The following is a 23691-nucleotide window of genomic DNA, read 5'->3' on the forward strand; positions in this document are numbered from 1 at the left end:
TCTTTCTGGCGAAGCGAAGTCGCTTATTTGTTGGCAGGTGTGATCACAGGGATCGTGGCTTCATCCATATGCATGAGCATATCCTCAGTTTCCTGAACATCATCCAGACGCTCCATCCAGACACCGGTTCGCATCGCGCTCCAGCATCGGACCAGTTCGGCAAGACCTTGCAAAAGCAAAAGGCCACCGGCCACCGGGATCAGCGTTTTGAAGAAGTAGATCTGAATACGTGCCGGGCTGTTCCAGCTGACCTCTTGGTAACGCCAGCTATCGGCCGCAATTTCCCAGCCATACCAGAATAAAGCCAGTATTCCGGGGAAGAAGAAAGTCAGATACAGCAGGAAATCCACGCGGGCTTGCCAGCGGACCGAGAAGAGACGGTACAACACATCCCCGCGCACATGAGTATCTTGCGCAAGAGCATAGGGACCCGCCATCAAGAAAAGCGCACCATACATCTGCACCATCATGTCAAAGGCCCAGACGGTCGGCGCATTGAGCACGTAGCGCACAAAGACTTCATAAGAAACCGATAGTGTCAGTATCAGGATACACCAGCCGAAGGCGCGTCCCACCCACAGGCTAAGCCCTTCAATTGCATGCACGAATTTTGTCACGTGTGCCTCTCCCATGGCGATAGAAATCCGGGGGCCTTCTGCGGGTCCCCGGATCATCCGGTTGGTGTTCTGATCAACCGAAGTAGTGTTTGTAAGCCAGCTTGTAGTCAGGCTGGTTTAGGTTGAGATACCCCATGACATTCTCAGCATAGGCTTTCTGGCTCTCGATCACTTTGGCAAAGAACTCATCCTCTGCAGAAATGCGATCAACCACCACATCCCAAGCTGCCAGCTGCGCTGCCATTACGCTATCGGGCGTGCGATAGACATTCACGCCCTGCTCGTCCTGAAGTGTTTTCAGGTCGTCCGCATAACGTTTGGTATTGTTCCAGTAGAAGTTGGAATTCTCGGCCTCGGAAGCATATTTCAAGATCGCCTGAAGTTCTGCCGGCAGCGCTTCAAATTTAGCCTTGTTGAACGTCACCTCAAAGAATTCCTGACTCTGGTGGAACGAGGCAAGATGATAATGTTTGGATACATCTTGCATACCAAAGTCGCGGTCTGAGGTCGGATTGTTGAACTCTGCCGCATCGATCAGCCCAGATTTCATAGCGGGTTGGATTTCACCACCCGGAAGCTGAACAACCGACATGCCCATTTCCAGAAGGACATCTGCCGCTAGACCAACCGTCCGGTATTTCAGACCGTCCATTTGGCTTGCGTCTTTGATCTCTTCTTTGAACCAGCCCATGGGCTGTGCGGGCATTGGCGAGTTAAAGAACGACACCACGTTCAAGCCAAGCGACGCCATTAACTCGTCAAACAGTTCCTGACCGCCGCCATAGTTGACCCAACCCAACACTTCTTGGCTTGACCAGCCAAAGCACGGACCAGTGCCAAACAGTGACGCAGTTTTGGACTTCGAATACCAGTACGCTGGCACATAATGCGCAGCATCCAGAACCCCACGGTGAACAGCATCCTGCATCTGGCTGGTCTTAACGACGGAATCCACAGCCAGCAGATCAATCTTCAATGCGTTGCCTGCCATTGCATGGACCCGGTCCACATAGGATTGTGCGTTTTCAAGAAAAATACCGCCGCCCCAGGCAGCCTGCATCTTCAATGTTGTGCCTTCCTGCGCGATTGCAGGTGTCGCCAAGGCAGCAGCTCCGGCGACGGCCGAACCGCGCAGAAATCTTCTGCGGTTAAGTTTATCTGTCATGTTTCCTCCCAAGGATTTGAGCAGTTCAACTGCTCTTTTCGTGTCGCAGCAGTTTGGTTTGAGCGTACCGCTCCACTGCGTGAAATGTCCGGAAGTAAGACTTGGTTTCCCAAAAAGTGAAATCGACCCTCCTCGACCGATTGCACAACTCCCTCCCAGAAATCTGCTTAAAAGATAGCAGAGCGCATTTGGTCAGCAAGTCAATTGTTTTTCGACAGTCTGCAAAGCAAACCTAGATCCGGGTTATTTGACCCTATGAAGATTATTTTTCAAATCAAGATGGTATAGAATCTAAAGGTAGTTAGCTGGCAAAAAAGCCGGGCCTTCAGGCCCGGCGTTACCGCTTAATTTCGGCACACACCTGCGCGGTAGCTTCCGACCTGACGCAGCACCGAGTTTTTGGAGGCCTCGATCCGTTTGCCACTGAGTTCCGAGCGCAGCACGCGGATCATCAGATCGTTAAGACGTGTGACCTGATAACAAGAGATCGTGGGCTCTGCGTGGCTACGCCCTACACCGCTGTCATCGGTCAAAAACAAGTAACGACCACTTGAAACAAGCGCAGCTTGTCGCATCAAGTATTCGGATTCCTCTGCAACACCGCTGGCCCCAAGCCCGAATACCTGCACACCTTTCAGCGTCGCTTGCCGCGCAGCTTTCAGATAGGCGCTGGCGTCGCGATCATGGGGCGGCGCGTCGGCGATGTGAAACATAAGCCGCTCAACTTTGCCGCGCCGCCAGTTCAGTCCTGCCCCGGCTTTCAGAGCTGCGGCAGCCGCTTCGGGGTAGTCGCCACCTCCGGATGCATATTGCTGGCGCAAGAGCTTTTGAATGCGACTCTGGCTGCCCGTGAAGCCGTAGTTTTTAACCACATATTCATCGCCCTTGTCGCGATAAACCACCAGCGCATAGCGGATATCAACACCGGGGGCCGCGCGTTTTGCCGCCCGTACAATCGATTTCAGCTCACGGGTCAGCCAGTCCAGTTCGTCCTGCATGCTGCCGGTGGTATCAACGACGAAAGCCAGATCAAGGAAATCCGGCGCCCAAGCGTTGTCAAACGGGAGGCGAACCGCCTGCCGCGTGCCATCGGTGCTAAGCTGCGTGACCACAGGCCCGCCCTGCCCGTCGGGAAACGCGCGCAGCTCGACGTTCCCCATACGCCCGGCCCCTATCGCTGACGGAAACACTGTCACCGCGCCAGCAACACCGGAATACCCGTCGTAAAATGGTTCAGCCGCACCGGGTTTGCGCAAGGTGATCCGCACGCCGGGTGCCGGTTTTCCACTTGGTCCGCGCAATTGCGCCAGAACCGGGCTGCCAAAATTTGCGCGTGGCAGGCGCAGCGTTTGCGCCGCCTTACGCTGGTAGCGGGTGAAAGCTGCGAAGTTCAGCGTATCATCCATGTCGCCTGCGCTCAGAACACCTGTACGCGGGGCGCGGCGGGTTGAGACAACAGGTGGAGCAGCATCATAAGGCTCCGCAACGATTGCTTCCGGAAACGCTTTGCTCTCAACACTTCTTGCTTCGGCTGTCGGGGTTGCAACGTCACCATCATACGCGACCGGCGCACCACAGCCGGCCAGTACCACCGCGACACAAAGCAATCCGTAGCCCTTCCATCCATGTCTCATACCGTCTCTCCAAATTAATGTGTAAATTGCACATCATGCTGAACCTACTCGATACTCTTCTTGCCCCTTTTGCCCGCCTCATGGTGGCGCGCGGGGTTCTGTTTCCAGACCTGTCCGAGCGGTTGAAAGCACATTATGTTGAGGCCGCTAAGGCGCAATCGGACGGAAAACTGACAGACAGCCGCCTATCGATTCTGACGGGTTTGCAACGTCGTGATATTGCCCGGCTGCGCGCCCTGCCCCCGCATGAAACCCGGCCCAATCATCTGGCCCGGCTTGTGGCGCTTTGGCAAACAGAGCCCGACTATCAAGGGCAAAACCTGCCCAAGAACGGCCCTGCCCCGTCTTTTGAGGCCCTGGCAAAGATCGTGCGCAAGGACATCCATCCGCGCACAATGCTAGACGCTTTGGAAGCTGCAGGCACTGTCGCGATTGAACCTGAAACGCAGCGCATTCACCTCGCCCAGCGCTCTTACCAGCCACTTGCAGGATCAGAAGATCAACTGGCCTATCTCGCCCATAATCTGGGCGATCATTTCGATGCCGCAACTGAAAACGTGCTAGGCCACGCGCCTGCACATTTTGAACGCGCTGTGCATTATACCGAGCTATCAGAGGATCAGATTACTGCTCTAAAGACAGAATATGAGACCAAGCAAATGGCATTGCTGAAAAACCTTAGCGAACGGGCGGCAAAGATGAAGAAAGAGCGCAAACAATTGCCATCCAATGGCCCGGCCCATAGATTTCGCGCAGGCGGATATTTTTACAGCAGAGTGGAAGACAAGACGTGAAACGCATTCTCTTTGGCCTGATCCTCGCACTCTCTGCCTGTGCGAATTCTTTTGAAAAAGATGCTGTCATCCTTGAAGACAACAGCGTGGAAGAGGCGATTATCCCGGCACCCGCCCCGACTGAACTGAAACGCCGTTGCGAGGCCGAAGACATCGGCGGCGATGATGGGATTGGCGGGACAGGTTGTCCGTGAGGATGGGACCAACAGAGGGCTAAGAGCTACCCGCGCCTGCGCAAGCTTGCGATAAGCGGGAATAGCCCTACAAGAAGCAGCGCAATGAATGCGAAGGCAGCGCGCAGGCCAAACAGCTCTGAGATACCGCCCATCATTGCGGGGGCGACAAAGAAGCCCATGAAGCCGATAACAGCGGCCCGTGATATCGCCGTTGTGCGCACCCGTGCTGGCACCATACGGCCCACCAAAGCCAACCCCAGCGGCCCGATCACTGATACGCCCAGTCCCAGTACACCGAACCCAATATAGGCGACAAGCGGTACAGGGGCCGCTGCTGCAATCAGCGCCCCAGCAATCGCCATCAACCCAGCCCAGAAGATCACGACCAGATCGGGCAGACGTTCAGCCACCGCTTGCCCGCCAAACCGGCCAATGGCCATGGTCAGCCCCAGCATTGCAGGCCCCAAAGCGCCTTCGGCAGCACGCCCACCCAAGGTCCGCTCAACATGGAGCGCCGACCACGCCTCGACCGCGGCCTCAGCCATAAAGGCGATCAGAACGACCGCCCCGCAGAGTATAACAACCCCATAGGGAAAGCGTGCCGTATCCTCATATGCATCTTCGAAAACAGCCACCCGCATCCGCATCTGCGTGACCAAGCCCAAGGCAACCAGACCAACGCAGACAAAGATTGCCACCGGCGGCAACCCGGCTTCCCGCCCCAGACCTGTTGCAAAAGCGGATACAGCATAGGCGACAGAAAACATGCCATGATTAGCATTCATAAGAGACCGGCCCGAGGTTGCCTCGACCTCGGACACGCGGGCATTCATGATCACATCCGTGAGCCCCGAGGCCATCCCGGCCAATGTCATCGCCATGAAAAAGGCCAATGGTGTGACCGCCAGACCCGGCAACAGAAACGCTGCGATCAGCAGAGCTGACGCCACAGGCATCGCCCATTGCCCAAGCCAGCGGTCCACCAACGGCGCCAGAAACATAGTGGTCATCAGCCCAACAGATGTGCCCAGCAACAACAGCCCGAACAGCCCGTCATTTGCCCCGATCTGCGCTTTGATCACCGGCACTTGTGCCGCGAACGAACCCCAGTAGAGCCCTACCAGCGCAAAGGCTGCAGCAGGGGCATGGGATAGGCGAAGGGCGCTTGCAACTGACATGCGTCCGGCTTACGCCCAGCCAGCGGGCTCGGCAATCAGAAAACCCTTTCCAAAATCGCGATCCGCTTCTATACGGCACCCTTCACGCGGCCCGACACCCTTGGAGGCAGCCGCATAACATATGGAGAATTAGTCATGGCTGGAAAGATCCCTGATCTTGTAGTCGAGGCACGCGCGGGGACAGGCAAGGGGGCCGCCCGCACAGCACGCCGTAACGGCATGGTGCCCGGAGTTGTTTATGGTGGTGGAGAAGATCCACTGCCCATTCAATTGCCCTTTAACGTCCTTCTAAAACGCCTCAAAGCAGGCCGTTTCATGGCGACCCTGTTTAACCTGAAAGTCGAAGGTCAAGATGATGTGCGCGTGATCTGCCGCGATGTTCAGCGCGATGTGGTAAAGGACTTGCCAACCCATGTGGATTTCATCCGCCTGCGCCGCACAACGCGTATTGCGCTTTATATCCCCGTTGAGGTCGTAGGCGAAGACGTCTCGCCCGGTCTGAAAAAAGGTGGTGTTATGACACTGATGCGCCCAGAGGTGGAACTGCGCGTGACTGCTGGTGATATCCCGGATCACATCACTATTGATGTGTCGAAATGCGAGATCGGCGATAACGTCACGATCTCATCGGTGAAGCTGCCTGAGGGGGCAAAAGTCACGATTGACCGTGACTTCGTGATTGCAAACATTACTGCGCCGTCCGGCCTGAAATCCGCAGACGACGATGAAGAGGCTGAAGCCATCGAAGGCGAAGAGGCTCCGGAAACAGAAGAGGAAGGTGGCGAAGAGTAATTCTTCAGCTACTTTACTTTCGATCTAAAAACAGTAAAAGGCGCAACGATCAACCGTTGTGCCTTTTTTCATGTCGAATACCGCGCAGTGGTGGCTCGATCTTGATTTTCCAAAATCCATGGTCGCGGAGACATCAGGCACGTTTATATCCCTCAAGCTAAGTCCAAAACCTTTGGCAATCTCTGCAAATCGCGAGTTGCAACCAAAGCCGCATATCGCCTTTGCCGCTAGGATTTCTGATGGTGTTGATTGTTCCGTCTGCTGCCTGATGAGCTTCGAACCAGGTCAAAGCCTCTTGTATCTTTGGATGATCTACCGAGAAGCCCAGGAGCGACAATGAATCAAGGGCAGAGATGATGTCGGTATAGACAAATGGAAAAGCAAAGCGGGTCCAAAAGTCCCGATGCCTGCGGTCAGCGTATTTGTCGGCAGTGAAGATGCGGTCAGCCAGAAGGCGTCCGGCGCGTTGGGTTTCTTTTCGGTTACGATACTGCGGATGAACAGCCAAGGCCCGCAATACCGCCCCCATTATGGCGTGGGCCGATGGTTTGGTAAGGTCCGGTTGGATCGTCTCTTTGTGGTCAAAGGCTTTCAGATCAAAACCACGCGTCCGCAAAGCTAAGGCCCAGCCCCCGTCGTTTTGGCGACAACTCAGCAACCAGTCCATTGACTTGAGCAGCCGAGGGTCTTTTTCGTACCTGGCTTTGATAAGCAGTTCCAGTATCGCAGCTGTATAATTAGAAGAGGTTTGGTTGCCGTAGATCCCCCGGATGTCGCCTTCCGAGGATTGGTGGCTGAACACGTAATCGGCAATCTTTGGCAGACTTGGGTGGTCTTTTGTAAATCTGAATTTCTCGACCAAGAGAGCTAGTTTTCTGAAGGTTTCGTATTGATCGTAGTCTACCTTGGCCCACGAGGAGGCGCTTTTCGATGGGTAGCGCCATGATCCGTCGCTTCGCTGTTTTTTGAGAATGGACTGGGCTCTTTTGTCCTCCCAGACCTCGCTTAGTTCAATGCTGGAACCACCTTCGATATCCCTCTCAAAGGAATATCGGACGACCCTGTCGTCGCACTGCGCCAGTGGTGTGGTTGGATCAAGCTTAAACCTTGTCGTCCAGTTTGTTCGGTTTTTGGTGTTCATCAGGATGCCATCCGTTGCGGGCAGCGGCCCGTTGCGTTGCAAGCATCCCATAACGCGAAATTGGAAAGTTGCGTTGATGAGTATCAATTCCGTATCGACACAAGTTTGCGTAATCTTTTCCTAAGCGCTCTGCTTTTCATAGGTAAGCGTGGGTACGAGCGGACGGTCGCGACACTGCATAAACCGGTCAACAATGGCTCATTCCTGACACCTGCCAGCGCTTTTAAAAACTCATCTGCTTCTGTCGTAGGCCGTCTTGACCGTTTTCAACGCGCCAGATCAACCGTAACTGCTAACGCGTTTCGTGGCCGCGACAAAATCTGCGATTTTGCTAGCATCTTTCACACCGGGCGCGCTTTCTACGCCAGATGACACATCAACTTGCGCGGCACCCGTCAGGCGCACGGCCTCTGCCACATTCTGGGGTGTTAGCCCGCCCGCCAGCATCCATGGCACGGCCCAGCGACGCCCCGCAATCAACCGCCAATCAAAAGCCAGACCATTGCCCCCCGGTAAAGAGGCACCCTTTGGCGGTTTCGCATCAACAAGTATCTGATCGGCAACCTTCGCATAATCGTTCAGGGCTGGCAGGTCGCTTTCATCAGAAACCCCGACAGCTTTCATTACGGGCAGTTTGAAATGATCGCGGATATGCGCGACACGGTCTGGCGTCTCGGCCCCGTGGAGTTGCAATATATCCAGCGGCACCTCCGCGAGCAGATCCTCCAGAAATGCGTCTTCGGCATTCACGGTCAGCGCAACTTTGGCAATGCCCGGCGGCACTTCAAGCGCCAGATCCCGTGCCGTCTCAAACGACAGATGGCGCGGAGATTTCGGGAAAAACACGAACCCTACATAGGTAGCCCCTGCATCACGGCAGGCCACAACATCCTCAACCCGGCCAAGGCCACAGATTTTTACACGAACTGACATAAGGCTGATCTTTAACGCGCGCCTTGCGCGTCGTCGAGAAGTGCAAGCACATCATCCTGTGCTTCGGGGCTTTTACGTTTCAAGCCCTTAACCTCGCGCTGCAGTTTTTCCTTGTCGCGCTTGTTCACACGGGCCTCGACCCGGTGTTTATGTTCGCGGAACCATTCCCAGACAAACCCGATCAGCAGACCCGCAACAATCCCGCCGAACAGGATCAGGAATAATGGCAGCTCATAGGAAAAGGGTTGCCCCAGATAAGCGGCCATTTCCTCTGGCAATAGGCGCACGGTCACGACACCACGGTTCGCCAAAGCAACCATCAGCAAGCATATTCCAACAACGGCAATAAAAAGGTAGCGAAAATATCGCATTGCTTAGCTATCTTTCCCGTTCAGGCGATCCCGCAACAATTTTCCTGTTTTGAAAAACGGGACATGCTTTTCTTCTACATGGACGGATTCACCGGTGCGCGGGTTACGCCCGGTGCGTGCGTCCCGCTTTTTGACAGAGAACGCACCAAAGCCGCGCAGCTCTACCCGGTTGCCCGCCGAGATGGCGTCGATGATCTCTTCGAATATTGTGTTTACGATGCGCTCAACATCACGCTGGTACAGATGAGGATTTTCATCTGCAATTTTCTGGATCAGTTCCGAGCGTATCATCAAACATCCTCCCCAGGATTAACATGCCGGTGGCAGGCAGTTCTTATTTGGGAACTATAGGACCAATTGCGAGGGTGAGAAAAGGGATTCCGCTAAAATCATCGGGCATCCCGGCAAAAAATCGTCGTAATTTCAAAGCGTCAGGCTGAATTTGGCCGGAAAACAGATCGTATCCGACAGTCTGCTTTCAAAATCAAACCTGCTGTCCCTACGATTCGCTCATAGAAAAACGGCCCCACAGAAGTGCAGGGCCGTTTCCAGTTTTAATACAGTAAGCTTAATGCTTATTTATCGTCGCTTTTCAGAGCTGCGCCCAGAATATCACCAAGCGACGCACCGGAATCAGAGGAGCCGTACTGTTCGACCGCTTCCTTCTCTTCGGCGATCTCGCGTGCTTTGATCGATAGACCCAGCTTGCGGGTTTTTGCATCCACATTGGTCACGCGCACGTCGACCTTGTCGCCAACGCCAAAGCGTTCCGGCCGCTGTTCGGCACGATCACGGGACAAGTCAGACCGGCGAATGAAGGATTTCATGCCTTCATATTCGACCTCGATGCCGCCATCCTCGATCGAAGTGACCTCAACCGTGATGATTGAGCCGCGCTTGACGCCATCGGTTGCCCCTTCAAACGGATCGCCATCCAGCGCCTTGATGGACAGGCTGATACGTTCTTTCTCGACATCAACCTCGGTGACAACGGCTTTGACCGTGTCGCCCTTGCGGAAATCGCCCAGCGCATCTTCGCCGCGGCCGTCCCATGTAATGTCGGACAGGTGAACCATGCCGTCTATATCGTTGTCGAGACCAACGAACAGACCGAATTCGGTGATGTTCTTGACCTCGCCCTCGATCTCGGTGTTGACAGGGTGGGTTTCCGCGAAGACTTCCCATGGGTTGCGCTGCGTCTGTTTCAGACCCAACGACACACGACGTTTTGCGCTGTCGATTTCCAGCACCATCACGTCGACTTCCTGCGAGGTCGAAACGATTTTGCCCGGATGGACGTTCTTCTTGGTCCAAGACATCTCGGAGACGTGAACCAGACCCTCGACACCGGCTTCCAGTTCTACGAACGCGCCGTAATCGGTGATGTTGGTCACACGGCCCTGATGCACACTGCCCAGCGGGTACGCATTCTCGACCGCATTCCACGGATCGTCCTGCAACTGCTTCATGCCAAGGCTGATACGGTGGGTTTCCTTGTTGATCTTGATGACCTGCACCTTGATCGTCTCACCGATGGTCAGGATTTCACGCGGATCGTTCACGCGGCGCCATGCCATATCAGTGACGTGCAGAAGACCGTCCACACCGCCCAGATCAACGAAAGCACCATATTCAGTGATGTTTTTGACAACACCTTCCACGGCATCGCCTTCGGCCAGGTTGCCGATAACTTCGGCGCGCTGTTCGGCACGTGATTCTTCAAGGATGGCACGGCGCGATACAACGATGTTGCCGCGGCGACGGTCCATTTTCAGAATCTGGAACGGCTGCTTCATACCCATCAGAGGGCCAGCATCACGCACGGGGCGCACATCAACCTGAGAGCCGGGCAAGAACGCGACCGCTCCCCCCAGATCAACAGTGAAGCCGCCTTTGACACGGCTGAAGATCGCGCCTTCAACACGCTCTTCATCTGCATAGGCTTTTTCCAGACGATCCCAGGCTTCCTCACGCCGCGCTTTTTCGCGGCTGATCGAAGCTTCGCCTTGCGCGTTTTCGACGCGTTCGAGGAATACCTCGACTTCGTCGCCAACACCGATTTTGGGGCTTTCGCCGGGATCTGCGAATTCTTTCAGATCGACACGGCCTTCCATTTTGTAACCGATGTCGATGATGGCTTGTCCTGCTTCAACCGCAATGACCTTGCCTTTGACAACCGAACCCTCGTCCGGTGTGTCCATTTCGAAGCTTTCATTCAGGAGGGCTTCGAATTCCTCCATAGATGCGTTTTGAGCCAAGTTTAAAGTTTCCTATTCTAGCTTTTATACGGGCCGAGCGGTTGTCTCCGCCGGTCTTTCAGGTTTCAGTTGGTCGAAACGACAAACGCAAAACAAAGAGGGCCGGACATAACCGACCCTGCTCTCATAATTACTCTACGGCTGTTATCACCGTTTCAACAGACGCGCGTATAGCGCGGGTTTGTAGGAAGGGCAAGTGATTACGAAAAACCGGGCGAGCATTCAACTCTTGATTGATATAAACATCAAAACATATGATATACAAAATTTTAGGGATTAAGCTATTTGACCATAAAACAAATCACGCTTTCCGGAAAGCCAGTAAAGCCTCATAAATCATTTTCTTGTCCAGATTTTAAAGCTAAAGCGGCTCATGTTTCAGATCGTTTTCAGTATGTAGACATGTGGCTGCGTCAAAGCGGTAAAACTGGTAAGGCAGCGCAAGTCTACTGGCGACAAGCGGCAAACTTTTACAAAGCGAACAGCGCAGTAGACGCATTAGCGAAACCACTAACATCTTATTACTGCATGCTAAACATGGCGAAAGCTCTTTTAGTCAAACATGGCAAGGATATGGCCAGTGTACAACATGGCGTATCTGGCTACGCCATCGGCTCTAAGACTGCGTTATCGAATGAACGAGTAAAATTTAAGGCATCCGGCGTTCTTGCTGAATTAAGCAACTTTTTTGGCGAGAGGGTCACAAGTGATGATAACGGTTCCGAAGGGGTAAATCTTTCGGACTTGCTATATAATCTACCCCATATCCACAGAGCGTATTGCATCACAATTCCTTCGCGCTCTCGCAGAGAGCTATTTATTCCACTGACTAATTGCGCATTTTACAGAATCGACGGTTGCTCTGACACGTTCTTCCGGGGAGAGCTAACTTCGGGGTGGGATGTAGGCCAACGAACCATCGGCAAACTGCCTGCTGGTTTTGAGCAAGACATTCATGATGTTTCAGGCGCAACAGGAATAAGGAAAAAGAAACGATTTAGTTGGGCTGGAAGGTCAGAAAAGCAGAAAATTGCAACGCTTGAACCCTACCACAAAAAGGTTCGAAAAAAGCTCCTACATATCCACGATGCTTCCGGCTTTTGGTATCTCAAGCGGGACCCAACTTCTGGTATTTCCGATGGACTTGTCGACAAGAATCCTACAGTAATTGCATTTGCAGCAATGCATCGGCTTAGTGAGCTATCACGATATGACCCTGACAAACTCTCAAGGCATTTTGGAAATCGATATGGTTGGCTGTTACTCGAATTTTTGTCTAGGACACTAGATCAAGCGCTGGACGACCTGACATCAGAAATCACGAGTAGAGAGGTTCTTTAGCTTGTTCTAAATGGGGCCCCAAAACTGCTCCCTATTATCTCCATTAATTGCGCCATTTGCTTTGCACCACATTAATCGCAACCGCCACCGCCTCTTCGATCCCCATATCAGACGTATCGATCAGTATGGCATCCGCCGCAGGTTTCAATGGCGCGGTCTGTCGTTCGCTGTCGCGCGTGTCGCGCGCTTTCAGATCGGCCTGCACGGCCTCTCGGGTCACGTCGATGCCCTTTTCAGACAACTCCAAAAACCGCCGCTCTACCCGCACTGCATCAGAGGCGGTCACAAACAACTTCACATCGGCGTCGGGGCAAATCACCGTCCCAATGTCGCGCCCGTCCAAAACCGCGCCCCCATCGCGTGCGGCAAAGTCCTTCTGGAATTGGACCAGCGCGTTGCGCACTTCTGGAATAGTCGCTACTTTGGAGGCTGCCTGTGCAACGTCAGGTGTGCGTAAATCATCGCGCTGCAAATCCTCGGCCCGTAATCCTTGAGCCGCTGGAACAGCATTCTCACCTGCCAAAACCCGCGCCCCTGTGGCGCGGTAGATCAGCCCGGTATCTAGATGCGCAAACCCGAAATGCGACGCCACCTGTTTGCTGATCGTCCCTTTGCCGGCTGCCGCAGGCCCATCTATGGCAACGGTAAATCTCATCAGGTTCGGTGTCCCATGCGCTTACCCGCCTACTTGTGTCGTCAGCTCAGGATCGTCCTGATCCGCGCAGGGCAAGTCATCGGTGATCTCATAATAATCTCCTTTATCGGCGCAGAAGATATGTCCGATCAGTTCCAACCCCGTCGGCCCGTCAAGCGTGCCTGCAAAGATCGACGTATTCACGCCGGGCCCGTCCCAGAACAGGTTCGACCCACAGGTCCCGCAGAATCCCCGTCGTGCTGCGTCCGACGATGCATACCATGTTACCTCTCCGGCAATAGCAATATCCGCGCGCAGGGCCGAAGTCGCCGCGACGTGATGCCCGCTGGTTTTGCGACATTGCACGCAATGACACGCAACAACCGGGCGTAAAGGTCCGTTGACCTCATAGGTCACGGCGCCACAAAGACAGCTTCCTGTCATCGGTTCGCCCTCGTGATCTGCGCGCCAAGTCCTGCCATCAGGTCTTCGAAAATCGGGAAGGAGGTCGCAATCGGTCCGCCATCATCAATGCTGACAGGTTTGCGCGTAGCCATGCCCAGACACAAAAACGACATCGCAATCCGGTGGTCCAGATGTGTCGCGCAGGTGCCACCGCCCGGCACGCCACCCGCCCCCATACCGTGGACGATCAGCGTGTCTTCATCTTCTTCAATGGTTACACCGCAGGCTTCCAGCCCGCGCGCCATCGCATCGATACGGTCGCTTTCCTTCACCCGAAGCTCTTTCACGCCGCGCATCACGGTACGTCCTTCTGCGAAGGCCGCCACAACTGACAGGATCGGATATTCGTCGATCATCGAGGCCGCGCAGGCCGGTGGCACCTCAATCCCTTTGAGGTCCGAGAACTTCGCCCGCAAATCAGCCACGGGCTCGCCCCCTTCCACCCGTTCATTCTCGTAGGCAAGATCAGCCCCCATCTCGCGCAGGGTGGCAAACAGTCCGGCCCGCGTCGGGTTCAGCCCGATCCCCGGCACCAGCACGTCCGAGCCTTCCACGATCAGCGCTGCACAAACAGGAAATGCGGCCGAGCTTGGGTCACGCGGCACCACAATATCCTGCGCCTGCAGTTCGGGCTGACCGGTCAATGTGATCACCCTGCCCTCGTCCGTTTGCTCCACATCGACCACGGCTCCGAAACCTGTCAGCATCCGTTCCGTATGGTCGCGTGTGGCTTCCTGTTCGACCACGATCGTCTGCCCCGGTGCATTCAGCCCGGCCAGCAACACCGCAGATTTCACCTGCGCCGAGGGCATCGGCACGTTGTAGCGGACCGGCACAGGCTCTGCTGTCCCCAGAATTGTCAATGGCAAGCGCCCGCCGGAGCGCCCATAAGACTGCGCCCCGAACAAGGCCAGCGGGTCCGTGATCCGCCCCATGGGCCGACCATTCAGCGAGGCATCCCCAGTAAAGGTCGCAGCGATAGGTGATGTGGCCATCGCCCCCATGATCAGCCGCACCCCAGTGCCAGAATTACCGCAATCGATCACCTGATCCGGTTCTGCAAAGCCACCGACACCAACGCCGTGAACGGACCAGTTGCCTTCGCCGTGGTCCGTCACCTCTGCACCGAAAGCGCGCATCGCTCGGCCCGTATCAAGCACATCCTGCCCTTCCAGAAGGCCGTTGATCCGCGTCTCACCGACGCTCAGCGCCCCCAGGATCAGGGACCGATGGCTAATGGATTTATCCCCCGGCACCCGCGCCTCCCCGCGTAAGGGGTCGGATTTGCGCGATGTCATCGGGATCGGAGCACCGTGACTGGACATGAGAGCCTTTCAATTCAAATTCCGAAACCTGATAGCTCAGCCTGTGGGGGCCGTCCATCCACTTCATTGCTGAGTTAAGGGCCATAGGACAAGAAGTGCCACCTGTGGAGGTGAGGACATCGTTTTCTGGGAAGAAGTCTGGCGATGCTCAGCGTGCATTTCAGGCGGGATGGGTGGCGAGCGCTCTTTTCGATAAACTGAAGGCTGCGAAGTCTAAAGCGTTTTGCATTTAATCTGAGGCGTATCCGGCGGCTTTGAGGAAGTTCCAGCATTCGTTTGGATTGAACATATTGCAGATATCGCCAAGAGCCTCGAACAAGGCATCGAAAGTTCTTGCTCCGATGCGGCGAAGGTGCGCTTTGAGTTTGGAGAAGGCCATTTCGATCGGATTTAGGTCGGGGCTGTAGGCGGGCAGGAACAGGAACCAGCAGCCTCGCTTGCGCATGGCTTCGGCGGCGCGCGGGCTTTTGTGGGTGGACAGGTTGTCGAGGATGACGACTGTTCCGGGATCAAGCACTGGAGCCAGCTGTGTGTCGACGTAAGTGTCGAAGGTAGGTCCGTTCATCGGACCATTGATCACCCAAGGAGCGATCAGCCCGTCTTGCGTCAGACCGGCAATGAATGTCTGCGTCCCCCATCTGCCAAAGGGAGCGGTGCCGTAGAGCCTCTCCCCGACTGGAGCTCGCCCGCGCAGGCGTGTGAGGTTGGTCTTCACCGCCGTCTCGTCAATGAAGACCAGTCTGTGCGGCTCCTGGCGCATGCGGGGCTGACGGCGCGTGATCCAGTCACGGCGGGCTTGACGCACCACGGGCCGATCACGCTCTGCCGCGATCAGTCCTTTTTTATATGAAAGCCCGGCGCGATGGAGGGCGCGGTGCAACGACGATAGCTGAACGTCTACGCCATGTGTTTGCAGGAGGGCAGCAGCCAGTTCCTTGAGCGTGATATCCGGTTCGGCCTTCACGATCTCCAGCAGAAAATCCCGGTGCGGCGCAAGCTTGCCAAATTGACCAGACGGGCGGCCTTGAGGCTTGGGCGCTATCGCGCCGCGTTCACGATGCTCTGCCGCAAAACGGACCGCCGTCGCAGCGCTAACTCCAAAAAGCCGCCCAGCCGAACGCGCTGAGTTTCCCTTGGCAATGTAAGCGCAAATCCGTTCCCGAAGGTCCAAAGAGTAGGGTTTGCCCATGATCCACCTCCCAGAGGAAGTGAAGCACACAAACAGCTCCGTGTGAATCCCCCTTCGATTCAGATCAAACGCAAACCGCTTTAGGTTGCAGCTATTTGGACCTGTCGCGCTTTCGTGCCGCTCCGATTACTTAGTTATGCGGCCTTTCGTTCAAAAGCCAAGGGACTTTTCCAGCCGAGTGCTGAGTGTTTTCTGCGGGCGTTATAGAAGCCATTTATGTAGTTGAAGATTGCCAATTCAGCGGCGCGTCGGGTGGTCCAAGATTGCCACCAGATCAGCTCCGCCTTGAATGTCTTGAAGAACGTCTCAACTGCGGCATTGTCAAAACAATTCCCTTTCCCAGACATCGATACTTTGAACCCATGCTTGCGCAGGGTTTTCTGGTAGTCATGCGAGCAATATTGCGACCCGCGATCCGTATGATGGATACAACCTTTAGGCGGTTTTCGTAGATTGATCGCCATTTCCAATGCTCGGATTGCCATATCACGCTTTATGCGATTGCTAACGGCCCAGCCGATCACGCGCCGGGAATGCAAATCCAAGATAACCGCCAGATACAGCCAGCCCTCGCGCGTCCAGATGTAGCTGATGTCGCCCGCCCATTTCTGGTTTGGCTTATCAGCTTTGAAGTCGCGATCCAGCAGGTTTGGCGCGATATTGAACTTGTGGTTACTATCTGTGGTCACCTTGTATTTCTTTGACCTTTCAACGCAGATGCTGTTCTCACACATGATCCGACCAACACGACGGTGACCCGCGTCGACGCCGGCCTCCTTCAGTTCTTCTGTCATTCTGGGGCGGCCATAACTCCCCAGAGATAAGGCAAACTGTTCCCTGATATGTGCCAACACAACCAAGTCTTTACGCTGGCTGGTGCTTAGTCGTGCGCAGTGTCCACTAGCTGGTCCAAGCATGCCGAGTCCGGTGATGTCAAAGAGGCAGGGCGCGTGCGACATTATTCGTCTGATCTTTCTCGTTGTGTGGAGCATCTTTTGTCGCATAGCTGGATACCGAGTTCGAAATCCGGGAGATTTTAAGGTGATTTGGTCAGTTTAGCTAGACACGCTTCAAGACAGCGCACCTATCACTCGAAACTTCGGGCTACCTCTGCTTGTGTGGTTAATCCTTGCTCTACCATCAGGCGGGCTTCGGCGAGCATCGTTCTAAACTTACGGGAATGCGCATCCGCTGGCAGGTCTTCTGCGCTGTTGAGGCGCGCCAGTTCTCGTCGGCAATCTGATGTGACTTTCATCAATTCGGAGACAACCCGTCGGCCGCTCAAACCAGTATTGTTGCACGAAGAACACCCAGACCCACCACACGCGGAACATGTTCGGCGCACCAGACGTTGCGACAAAACCCCGCGCAAAGTCGCAGCCAAAAGGTAGGAAGGCACGCCTAGATCAAGCAAGCGGTCGATTGCAGCGAGGCTGTCATTGGTGTGGACGGTTGACAGGACCAACCGGCCGACAAGTGCTGCCCGCACCGCAATTTCGGCTGTTTCCTGATCGCGTATTTCGCCGACCAGAACCACGTCGGGGTCCTGCCTTAAAATGGCGCGCAGGGCGCGGGCAAATGTCATGTCGATCTCGGGCAGCACCTGTACCTGACTTACCCCGTCCATCGCATATTCAATGGGGTCTTCAACGGTGATGATCTTGCGGTCCTCGCTATTGATCTGCGCCAACGCGGTATAGAGCGTTGTCGTTTTCCCGCTGCCGGTTGGGCCCGCCACCAGAAAAATGCCGTTGGGTTGGCGCACGATCTCCTCAATCTCGGCCACCCGTTCAGGCGCGTAGCCAAGGGCGTCCCAGTCAAGCTCCATCCGGGATTGGTCCAACACCCGAACGACCACGCTTTCACCATGCTGGGTGGGTAGGGTCGAAAGGCGCAGGTCAATATTACGTCCACGCACTGGCACTTGGGCGCGGCCATCCTGTGGGCGCCGTTTCTCTGAGATATTGAGGCGGGCCATCACTTTTAGCCGAGATGCAATCGCAGCCCGGTCCTGTTGGGTAATGGTTGTGTGGGTCGACAAGGCACCATCGACGCGAAACCGAACGCGGGCGGATGCCTCCAGAGCTTCGATATGAATATCTGAGGCGCGCGCATCGACCGCACGGGCAATCAGGTCGTTGACCTGACTGATCACCGGGCCTTCATTCGCAAGCGCCTGAAGGCGCTCTACGTCGCTATTCGCTGCATTTGCAGTCGTGGTAGCACCGCCTGCCTCAAAGGCGCGGGTCAAGCTGTTTTTGATTGTCGTGCGGGTGGCAATCACTGGTGTGACGTTCACGCCCAGATGAAATGCAATGCTGCGCAATGCATCATGGTCACGTGGATCGCTGGTCGCAATGACCATACTGCCATCGCTATTCTCGCGCACCGGCACGACCTCGATCCGGGATAGAAAAGCGTGATCGAGTTGTAAAGATTTTGCCATGGTCGGGCTAATCTGATCGGATGTCACCAAAGGGACGTCAAGCAGTTCCGCAATCGTGGCGTAGAGCCTGTCTTCGGATGCCAGACCAAGCTCCAAAATCGTTTTTTCCAAGCCTGTTCCGGTGCGCGCGCTGGCTTGCAATGCCCGCTCGACGGCTGGCCGGGTAAGGGCCTTTGCGACCACCAGCGCTTCCGCCAATTCTGAGTCATTATAATCACGTAGCATCGCCATTTTCCGCCTTATCGGTTTTAATCTGTTCATAAGGTATAGTTTGCCGTAAAATAAGAACACAAAGTCTCAAGACTAAAACAATAAAAATAGAGACGGGCGGTTAAACATGGCAGGCGGGCAGTCGTCTACCAGTATTGTCAGGGCAATTGGGGCCGGGGTTTCTGCGGTCATTCCCGCTTGGGTTCAGGCGATGTTCTTCGGACGGCCCATTGCGACACCTCTGCGATTTGACCCCAAGGCCAAGAAACTGACCCGCCGCAACGGGCAAATGATCGCGCCGGAAAGCTGGTTATCGTCCGATCCTGATCAGAGCTCTATTCAGCGCGCCCTTATTGTCGATATTGCACTGCCGCGAACGCGGCTTTTGCATCGAGAGCTTGACGTTCCAAAAGTATCAGCCAGTAAATTGGACCGTGTCGTTGCGCTCGATACGCTGCACAAGACACCGTTCAAGTCAGGTCAGATTTACACCGCGCATAACCTGAGTGGCGCAAGCAGCGCGCCTTTAAAGGTTGACCAATGGATCGCGCGACGTGACGACATTGACCTGTTGCGCACCCGTCTTGAGCAAATCGGGCTGCGCATCCGCAAAGTGTTGGTTGATGGAGAGGCGGTTCCGCCGCTTGCTGATTTCAGCGCGCAGATTGCACCGCAGGGAAAAACATGGCGGTGGGTCAATGCCGTCCTTTTGCTTATTGCGATTGCTGCGGGCGTAACGCTATGGGCGCGCCCGGCGTTGAATACTTATCAGGCACGGTTAGATCAGGAAGCCGCCCTGACCGAGTTGCGCACTAAAGCCGTGAGCTTGCGGCAGGATGTGGAAGGTTTGCAGGGCGGAGCCACTGAGCGCAGCGCATTTCTGGATCGCATCCTGCGCCGGCCGCTGGTGTCATCTACATTGCGGGAAGTGACGGTTGCGCTGCCCGATAATATCTGGGTGTCTGATCTGACATTCCAAAGCGAACGTGTGACATTACGGGGTGCGACCCAAGGGTCTGCTGCGCAACTGGTGCTGGATTTTGGGGATAGCCGGACATTCTACAATGCGCGGCTGACTGGCCCGGTTTCACAAACCCCGGACGGTCGTGAGCGGTTTGACATGGCCCTTGATCTGATCACGGGGGCGAACTGATGCGTTTTTCAGCAGGCTTCTCACGTGCAGCAGCTATCGCGGGTTTAGTAGGTTTTGGTGTCCTGATCTGGGCTGCGGTTATATCACCAGCCCGGGATTGGGCCACCTCAAACAAAGTGGCTTTGCAGACATCGAGAGTTGAGGCCGCGCGTTTGGATGCATCCATTCAAAGGCTTGAGCAGGAAAAGGCAGCCCTGGGGATCGAAACGGAGTTTTCGGACATATGGCAGGCGCGGCAAATCGGAGAAGCGACCGCCAAGGTGCAAGCGGAGCTTGGAGAGATTGCCCGTGCCGAGGGTATCTCGCTGCGCTCCATCGCACCGCTACAAAGCCCGGATATCCCCTTTGCGCAGGCAGTTGCGTTCCGAGTTGAGGCTGAAGCCACGCTTGATCGAGTTGTCGCACTGACCAGTGCTGTCGAATTTCACAGCCCCGTATTGATAATTGATCGTGCCAGCCTGCGTCGCCTGACGCGCCCCGGTCGCATATCCCCGCAACCGACCCTGCTGATGCAGCTCGAGATTATGGCCCCCGTGTTTATTGGCGAGGGTGAACCATGAACCGAATTCTACCGATACTTGGTACGTTGCTGCTGCTGGGCGTGGCCGTAGTGCTAAGCTTTTTAGCCTTTACTAAAGAGCCAACCTCACAAGACATCATAGCGTTGCACGACCAAGCGGATGGAGAAGATGCGACACTATCAGATACACAAACGCGCAGCCTTGTTCCTGCGCGTCGTCCAGACGTTTTTTACGCCGCCATCACCGATCGCCCCTTGTTTGAACCGACTCGCAGGCCCGTGGTTGAAACCCCGGAAATCATCGAAGAAGAGCCAGAAGTTGTTGTAGTGCCAGAGCCTGATGTGCCTGCTGACTTACCAAAGCCGGACATTCGCCTACTGGGCGTGCTGATGGGTGGGGCGCAAAACTCTGCTTTGGTCTCCATTGAAGGGGCTGAGCCAGATTGGATCACCGCAGGTTCAGACATCGTTGGCTGGACCCTGAAAGAGATCGAGGCAGGGGCAATTGAGCTGTCCCAGTCTGACAAGACATTCCGTGTAGACCTTTACCAGAAGTGATAGAAACATGCAGATTCTGAAACTTGCCTTCGCCATACTGATCACCGCCTTGATCGCCGCTTGTTCTGAGGATGAAGGTGGGAGCCGGACCTCATCATTGCTGGCCAATAGTCCGGACGGGCCGGTGATTGGTGGCGGGCGCGATACCGAGGATTTGCGGCGGGCGCTGAACAGCCCATCTACAGACCGCCGCAGGCTGGGTACAGATCAGTTCCTCGGCGATAGCACAGCACAGGGAGGCAGTGCGCGTGATTTGGTCGGGGTCACGGATAGTGGCGAGATTACCCTGAACCTGATCAATGTTCCGATTGAAGAAGCAGCCAGGGCAGTTCTTGGCAATGCATTAGGCAAGAATTACACGATCAAACCGGGCGTAACGGGTAATGTCACTTTGCAAACCACACGCCCTTTGTCGCAAAAGGCGTTATTGGAAACCTTCCAGACCATTTTGGAGCTGAACGGTGCGACTTTGCAAATCGGACCGGAATTGATCACCATCGTCTCGGCTGATAATGCGCCGCGCCGGATCAGCAAGGTTGGCAGCCCCGGCGGGATTGGATCGCGTGTGATTGCCGTACCGCTTGAGTTTATCGGGACAACCGAAATGGTGCGTTTGCTTGAACCAATTGCGGGCGCGTCAGTGCAGCTGCAAGCCATCCCCAAGCGTAATATTCTGCTGATTTCTGGAACTCAGGCCGAGATCAACGCGGCAATCGAAGCGGTGAACTTGTTTGATGTCGATGTTTTGAAGGGTAAATCGGTCGGCTTGTTCCGTCTGCGGGCCGCCGAACCCGAGGCCATTGTGGAAGAGCTTGAGCTGATCTTTGAAACCCGCGAAGGTGGGTCGCTGCAAAATGTCGTCAGTTTCATCCCGTCGCTGCGCCTGAGCTCCGTATTGGTTGTGACATCGCGCCAAAGCTATCTGACAGAGGCCGAAAAATGGATACGTGATCTGGACAAAACCGCAGGGGGCGCAAAACGTCGCCCTGTTGTTTACAGCCTGCAAAACCGAAGTGCCATCGATCTTGCTCCACTTCTTGAGGGCATGCTGGAAGAAGCTGCCGAAGAGGCGAGCGAAGGCCCGGTTCAAGGCAAGGCCAAGGTTGTGGCAGATGATACCAAAAATGCTGTGATCGTTTGGGGCAATGACACCGAGCAGGAAAATTTTGCGCGCTTGATCAACTCTTTGGATACAACGCCGGTACAGGTTTTACTTGAGGCCACTATCGCCGAGGTATCTTTGACCGATGATCTTAATTTTGGTCTGCGGTGGTTCTTTGAAAATGGGGATTTTTCCGGCAGGTTCAGTGACGCTGGAAACGGATCGACCGGGGCAAGTTTCCCAGGTCTGTCTTTTCTGTTTCAAGGCGGTTCTGCGAATGTGACGCTCAACGCGTTGGCGTCTGTTACGGATGTGAACGTCGTTTCGTCGCCGTCTTTGGTTGTTCTGGACAATCAGGAAGCACTGCTTCAAATCGGGGATGAAGTGCCCATCGCCACACAACAGGTCGTTGACACCAGCAACGTGAATGCGCCTGTCGTTAACACGATTTCCTTCAGAGACACGGGTATTATCCTGAAGGTGAAACCTCGCGTGTCGTCATCCGGGCGGGTTATTCTGGATATCGAGCAGGAAGTATCATCTGTTGCGAACACCACGACCTCGGGCATTGACAGTCCGACAATTTCGCAACGCAAGATCAACACAAATGTTGCTGTAGACAACGGCCAGACGATAGCTTTGGGTGGGCTTATTCAGGAAAGCGCAAATCGCACCAAAACCAAGGTGCCTGTTGCCGGTGACGTACCTGTTCTGGGCAACCTGTTTCGCCGCAAAGGCGACAAGGTGGAAAAGACCGAACTTCTGGTTCTGATCACACCTCGTGTTATACGCAATGGGTCCGAGGCGCGTTCCGTCACAGCGGAATTGCGCAGCCGTATTCAAGGCGCAGATGGCTTGGTGAAGACGGGAATTGGTCAAAAGCGCGATATTCACAGAATTCTGGACTAAGACGATTTTGAGACGGCTTATTGCAGATCAAGTATCCGGGTTTGCAATCGGTCTGGACCAAAGTGGATGTTGGCGACCAGCTTGGCAGGGCTGTTGTCAGCAGAAACGAACACGGCATAATTTGCACCACCAGCCGGGCTGACAAGCGCAGGATCCAGCGTGTCCGCCAAAATGCGCCGGGCCCCGGTCTGACCCGTCAGATGTTCAAGCAAAATCAACGGGCTTTGATCAGGCGAAATTCCGGTACGCCCCGAGAATACAGTGGCGAATTGCTCCAACTTTGGCAGATTTTTGGGGTCAAGGCCCGTAATCCGGGCAAAGTCAGACACCCTGAGCAATCGCCGTCCGGCGCGGCGCCATGTGCGATAGGCAGTAAGGGCCTCGCGCCGCTCGGCTTCTGGCAAACCATAGCCTTCCAGAAGCAAAGCCAGAAGGGTTGGCGCGGCAGTGTTGAGATCAATCAGCCCTGTCGCGGGCTGTACGCTCACCATATAGTGGCGCGTGCCGATCAGAAAATCATGCGGTGCTGTGACGCTTTCATGCAAACCCTGATCCAACAACATGTTGGATATTGTCACCGCGTCCAGACGGTTTTGACCAAGCTCAACCTCAACTGCGGTTTGTTCAATATGTCCAAGCATCCGAGTGCTGGCCGCACCAAATAATAAGGTCAGTATCGTCAGGGAAAACAGCACAATAATAAGCGCATACCCCCCGCGTGGGTTGATCTTGCTGGATATACCGCGCAAGGAATGACAAGAAAGGTACGACATACCGAGC

Annotated in this window: 23 protein-coding genes and 1 pseudogene; 8 read left to right on the top strand and 16 right to left on the bottom strand. The window is 55.0% G+C overall.

Annotation, left to right across the window (positions count from 1 at the left end; genetic code table 11):
* Window positions 1–23: 23 nt before the first annotated feature.
* The 3 genes from ACZ1HF_RS08195 to ACZ1HF_RS08205 form a co-directional block, all read right to left on the bottom strand.
* Window positions 24–617, bottom strand: a complete 594-nt coding sequence (locus tag ACZ1HF_RS08195) for a TRAP transporter small permease subunit (RefSeq protein WP_472657030.1) — start codon at window positions 615–617, stop codon at window positions 24–26.
* Between the two features lie 73 nt (window positions 618–690).
* Window positions 691–1782: a TRAP transporter substrate-binding protein gene (locus ACZ1HF_RS08200; protein ID WP_472657031.1), complete on the bottom strand. Its 1092-nt coding sequence runs from the start codon at window positions 1780–1782 to the stop codon at window positions 691–693.
* A gap of 344 nt (window positions 1783–2126) precedes the next feature.
* Window positions 2127–3416 (bottom strand): vWA domain-containing protein, encoded by a 1290-nt coding sequence (locus tag ACZ1HF_RS08205; protein ID WP_472657032.1) that lies wholly within the window; start codon window positions 3414–3416, stop codon window positions 2127–2129.
* 35 nt (window positions 3417–3451) lie between these two features.
* Between ACZ1HF_RS08205 and ACZ1HF_RS08210 the strand changes: the two genes are divergently transcribed.
* On the top strand, window positions 3452–4210 hold the full coding sequence (locus ACZ1HF_RS08210) for a DUF6502 family protein (protein ID WP_472657033.1): 759 nt from the start codon (window positions 3452–3454) through the stop codon (window positions 4208–4210).
* Window positions 4207–4404 (top strand): hypothetical protein, encoded by a 198-nt coding sequence (locus ACZ1HF_RS08215; RefSeq protein WP_472657034.1) that lies wholly within the window; start codon window positions 4207–4209, stop codon window positions 4402–4404. The genes ACZ1HF_RS08210 and ACZ1HF_RS08215 overlap by 4 nt, the downstream gene beginning before the upstream one ends.
* Before the next feature lie 26 nt (window positions 4405–4430).
* Here ACZ1HF_RS08215 and ACZ1HF_RS08220 read toward each other — a convergent pair whose 3' ends face one another.
* The gene (locus ACZ1HF_RS08220; protein ID WP_472657035.1) at window positions 4431–5564 is read right to left on the bottom strand and encodes an MFS transporter; all 1134 of its coding nucleotides are present in this window, start codon (window positions 5562–5564) and stop codon (window positions 4431–4433) included.
* A gap of 135 nt (window positions 5565–5699) precedes the next feature.
* On the opposite strand from ACZ1HF_RS08220, the gene ACZ1HF_RS08225 reads away from it, so the two are divergent.
* The gene (locus tag ACZ1HF_RS08225) at window positions 5700–6356 is read left to right on the top strand and encodes a 50S ribosomal protein L25/general stress protein Ctc (RefSeq protein ID WP_472657036.1); all 657 of its coding nucleotides are present in this window, start codon (window positions 5700–5702) and stop codon (window positions 6354–6356) included.
* Window positions 6357–6513: 157 nt separating this feature from the next.
* Here the strand turns inward: ACZ1HF_RS08225 and ACZ1HF_RS08230 are convergent, their stop codons facing one another.
* From ACZ1HF_RS08230 to rpsA, 5 genes are all read right to left on the bottom strand, one after another.
* Complete coding sequence (locus ACZ1HF_RS08230) at window positions 6514–7497, bottom strand: prenyltransferase/squalene oxidase repeat-containing protein (protein WP_472657037.1); 984 nt, start codon at window positions 7495–7497, stop codon at window positions 6514–6516.
* A gap of 279 nt (window positions 7498–7776) precedes the next feature.
* Window positions 7777–8430, bottom strand: a complete 654-nt coding sequence (locus ACZ1HF_RS08235) for a phosphoribosylanthranilate isomerase (protein ID WP_472657038.1) — start codon at window positions 8428–8430, stop codon at window positions 7777–7779.
* 11 nt (window positions 8431–8441) lie between these two features.
* Window positions 8442–8801 (bottom strand): lipopolysaccharide assembly protein LapA domain-containing protein, encoded by a 360-nt coding sequence (locus ACZ1HF_RS08240; protein WP_472657039.1) that lies wholly within the window; start codon window positions 8799–8801, stop codon window positions 8442–8444.
* Between the two features lie 3 nt (window positions 8802–8804).
* Entirely contained in the window at window positions 8805–9092 is a 288-nt protein-coding gene (ihfB, locus tag ACZ1HF_RS08245; protein ID WP_472657040.1) for an integration host factor subunit beta, read from the bottom strand.
* A 284-nt stretch (window positions 9093–9376) separates the two neighbouring features.
* Window positions 9377–11059, bottom strand: coding sequence for a 30S ribosomal protein S1 (gene rpsA, locus ACZ1HF_RS08250; RefSeq protein ID WP_472657041.1), 1683 nt, complete (start codon window positions 11057–11059; stop codon window positions 9377–9379).
* 285 nt (window positions 11060–11344) lie between these two features.
* Here rpsA and ACZ1HF_RS08255 point away from each other — a divergent pair, with 285 nt between their 5' ends.
* Complete coding sequence (locus ACZ1HF_RS08255; protein WP_472657042.1) at window positions 11345–12400, top strand: YaaC family protein; 1056 nt, start codon at window positions 11345–11347, stop codon at window positions 12398–12400.
* Window positions 12401–12443: 43 nt separating this feature from the next.
* Here ACZ1HF_RS08255 and ACZ1HF_RS08260 read toward each other — a convergent pair whose 3' ends face one another.
* The 6 genes and pseudogenes from ACZ1HF_RS08260 to ACZ1HF_RS08285 form a co-directional block, all read right to left on the bottom strand.
* The gene (locus tag ACZ1HF_RS08260) at window positions 12444–13055 is read right to left on the bottom strand and encodes a (d)CMP kinase (RefSeq protein WP_472657043.1); all 612 of its coding nucleotides are present in this window, start codon (window positions 13053–13055) and stop codon (window positions 12444–12446) included.
* Between the two features lie 21 nt (window positions 13056–13076).
* Window positions 13077–13478: a GFA family protein gene (locus tag ACZ1HF_RS08265; RefSeq protein ID WP_472657044.1), complete on the bottom strand. Its 402-nt coding sequence runs from the start codon at window positions 13476–13478 to the stop codon at window positions 13077–13079.
* Window positions 13475–14824 (bottom strand): 3-phosphoshikimate 1-carboxyvinyltransferase, encoded by a 1350-nt coding sequence (aroA, locus tag ACZ1HF_RS08270; protein WP_472657045.1) that lies wholly within the window; start codon window positions 14822–14824, stop codon window positions 13475–13477. The genes ACZ1HF_RS08265 and aroA overlap by 4 nt, the downstream gene beginning before the upstream one ends.
* A gap of 229 nt (window positions 14825–15053) precedes the next feature.
* Window positions 15054–16013, bottom strand: coding sequence for an IS630 family transposase (locus ACZ1HF_RS08275; RefSeq protein WP_472656335.1), 960 nt, complete (start codon window positions 16011–16013; stop codon window positions 15054–15056).
* A gap of 134 nt (window positions 16014–16147) precedes the next feature.
* A pseudogene (locus ACZ1HF_RS08280) lies at window positions 16148–16894 on the bottom strand (IS3 family transposase); the annotation flags it as partial.
* A 206-nt stretch (window positions 16895–17100) separates the two neighbouring features.
* Entirely contained in the window at window positions 17101–18684 is a 1584-nt protein-coding gene (locus ACZ1HF_RS08285) for a GspE/PulE family protein (protein ID WP_472657046.1), read from the bottom strand.
* Window positions 18685–18796: 112 nt separating this feature from the next.
* Here ACZ1HF_RS08285 and ACZ1HF_RS08290 point away from each other — a divergent pair, with 112 nt between their 5' ends.
* From ACZ1HF_RS08290 to gspD, 4 genes are read left to right on the top strand one after another with little or no spacing between them, the layout of a single operon-like run.
* Window positions 18797–19822 carry a PilN domain-containing protein gene (locus ACZ1HF_RS08290; RefSeq protein ID WP_472657047.1) on the top strand — a complete coding sequence of 342 codons (1026 nt, stop codon included), beginning with the start codon at window positions 18797–18799 and terminating at the stop codon, window positions 19820–19822.
* Window positions 19822–20382, top strand: a complete 561-nt coding sequence (locus ACZ1HF_RS08295) for a GspMb/PilO family protein (RefSeq protein ID WP_472657048.1) — start codon at window positions 19822–19824, stop codon at window positions 20380–20382. Before ACZ1HF_RS08290 ends, ACZ1HF_RS08295 begins: the two co-directional genes overlap by 1 nt.
* Complete coding sequence (locus tag ACZ1HF_RS08300; protein ID WP_472657049.1) at window positions 20379–20900, top strand: hypothetical protein; 522 nt, start codon at window positions 20379–20381, stop codon at window positions 20898–20900. The genes ACZ1HF_RS08295 and ACZ1HF_RS08300 overlap by 4 nt, the downstream gene beginning before the upstream one ends.
* A 7-nt stretch (window positions 20901–20907) precedes the next feature.
* Window positions 20908–22911: a type II secretion system secretin GspD gene (gene gspD / locus ACZ1HF_RS08305; RefSeq protein WP_472657050.1), complete on the top strand. Its 2004-nt coding sequence runs from the start codon at window positions 20908–20910 to the stop codon at window positions 22909–22911.
* A gap of 17 nt (window positions 22912–22928) precedes the next feature.
* Here gspD and ACZ1HF_RS08310 read toward each other — a convergent pair whose 3' ends face one another.
* Window positions 22929–23684 carry a hypothetical protein gene (locus ACZ1HF_RS08310; protein ID WP_472657051.1) on the bottom strand — a complete coding sequence of 252 codons (756 nt, stop codon included), beginning with the start codon at window positions 23682–23684 and terminating at the stop codon, window positions 22929–22931.
* Window positions 23685–23691 lie beyond the last annotated feature (7 nt).

The sequence above is a fragment of the Litoreibacter sp. GN1-5 genome, assembly GCF_055693805.1.

Coding starts and splice junctions, on each gene's coding strand:
- ACZ1HF_RS08200 (WP_472657031.1), bottom strand. CDS start 1,782: ATGACAGATAAACTTAACCGCAGAAGATTTCTGCGCGGTTCGGCCGTC.
- ACZ1HF_RS08300 (WP_472657049.1), top strand. CDS start 20,379: ATGAACCGAATTCTACCGATACTTGGTACGTTGCTGCTGCTGGGCGTG.
- gspD (WP_472657050.1), top strand. CDS start 20,908: ATGCAGATTCTGAAACTTGCCTTCGCCATACTGATCACCGCCTTGATC.
- ACZ1HF_RS08275 (WP_472656335.1), bottom strand. CDS start 16,013: ATGGGCAAACCCTACTCTTTGGACCTTCGGGAACGGATTTGCGCTTAC.
- ACZ1HF_RS08260 (WP_472657043.1), bottom strand. CDS start 13,055: ATGAGATTTACCGTTGCCATAGATGGGCCTGCGGCAGCCGGCAAAGGG.
- ACZ1HF_RS08295 (WP_472657048.1), top strand. CDS start 19,822: ATGCGTTTTTCAGCAGGCTTCTCACGTGCAGCAGCTATCGCGGGTTTA.
- ACZ1HF_RS08230 (WP_472657037.1), bottom strand. CDS start 7,497: ATGAACACCAAAAACCGAACAAACTGGACGACAAGGTTTAAGCTTGAT.
- ACZ1HF_RS08205 (WP_472657032.1), bottom strand. CDS start 3,416: ATGAGACATGGATGGAAGGGCTACGGATTGCTTTGTGTCGCGGTGGTA.
- ACZ1HF_RS08210 (WP_472657033.1), top strand. CDS start 3,452: ATGCTGAACCTACTCGATACTCTTCTTGCCCCTTTTGCCCGCCTCATG.
- ACZ1HF_RS08310 (WP_472657051.1), bottom strand. CDS start 23,684: ATGTCGTACCTTTCTTGTCATTCCTTGCGCGGTATATCCAGCAAGATC.
- ihfB (WP_472657040.1), bottom strand. CDS start 9,092: ATGATACGCTCGGAACTGATCCAGAAAATTGCAGATGAAAATCCTCAT.
- ACZ1HF_RS08220 (WP_472657035.1), bottom strand. CDS start 5,564: ATGTCAGTTGCAAGCGCCCTTCGCCTATCCCATGCCCCTGCTGCAGCC.
- aroA (WP_472657045.1), bottom strand. CDS start 14,824: ATGTCCAGTCACGGTGCTCCGATCCCGATGACATCGCGCAAATCCGAC.
- ACZ1HF_RS08235 (WP_472657038.1), bottom strand. CDS start 8,430: ATGTCAGTTCGTGTAAAAATCTGTGGCCTTGGCCGGGTTGAGGATGTT.
- ACZ1HF_RS08290 (WP_472657047.1), top strand. CDS start 18,797: ATGGCAGGCGGGCAGTCGTCTACCAGTATTGTCAGGGCAATTGGGGCC.
- ACZ1HF_RS08265 (WP_472657044.1), bottom strand. CDS start 13,478: ATGACAGGAAGCTGTCTTTGTGGCGCCGTGACCTATGAGGTCAACGGA.
- ACZ1HF_RS08285 (WP_472657046.1), bottom strand. CDS start 18,684: ATGCTACGTGATTATAATGACTCAGAATTGGCGGAAGCGCTGGTGGTC.
- ACZ1HF_RS08240 (WP_472657039.1), bottom strand. CDS start 8,801: ATGCGATATTTTCGCTACCTTTTTATTGCCGTTGTTGGAATATGCTTG.
- ACZ1HF_RS08225 (WP_472657036.1), top strand. CDS start 5,700: ATGGCTGGAAAGATCCCTGATCTTGTAGTCGAGGCACGCGCGGGGACA.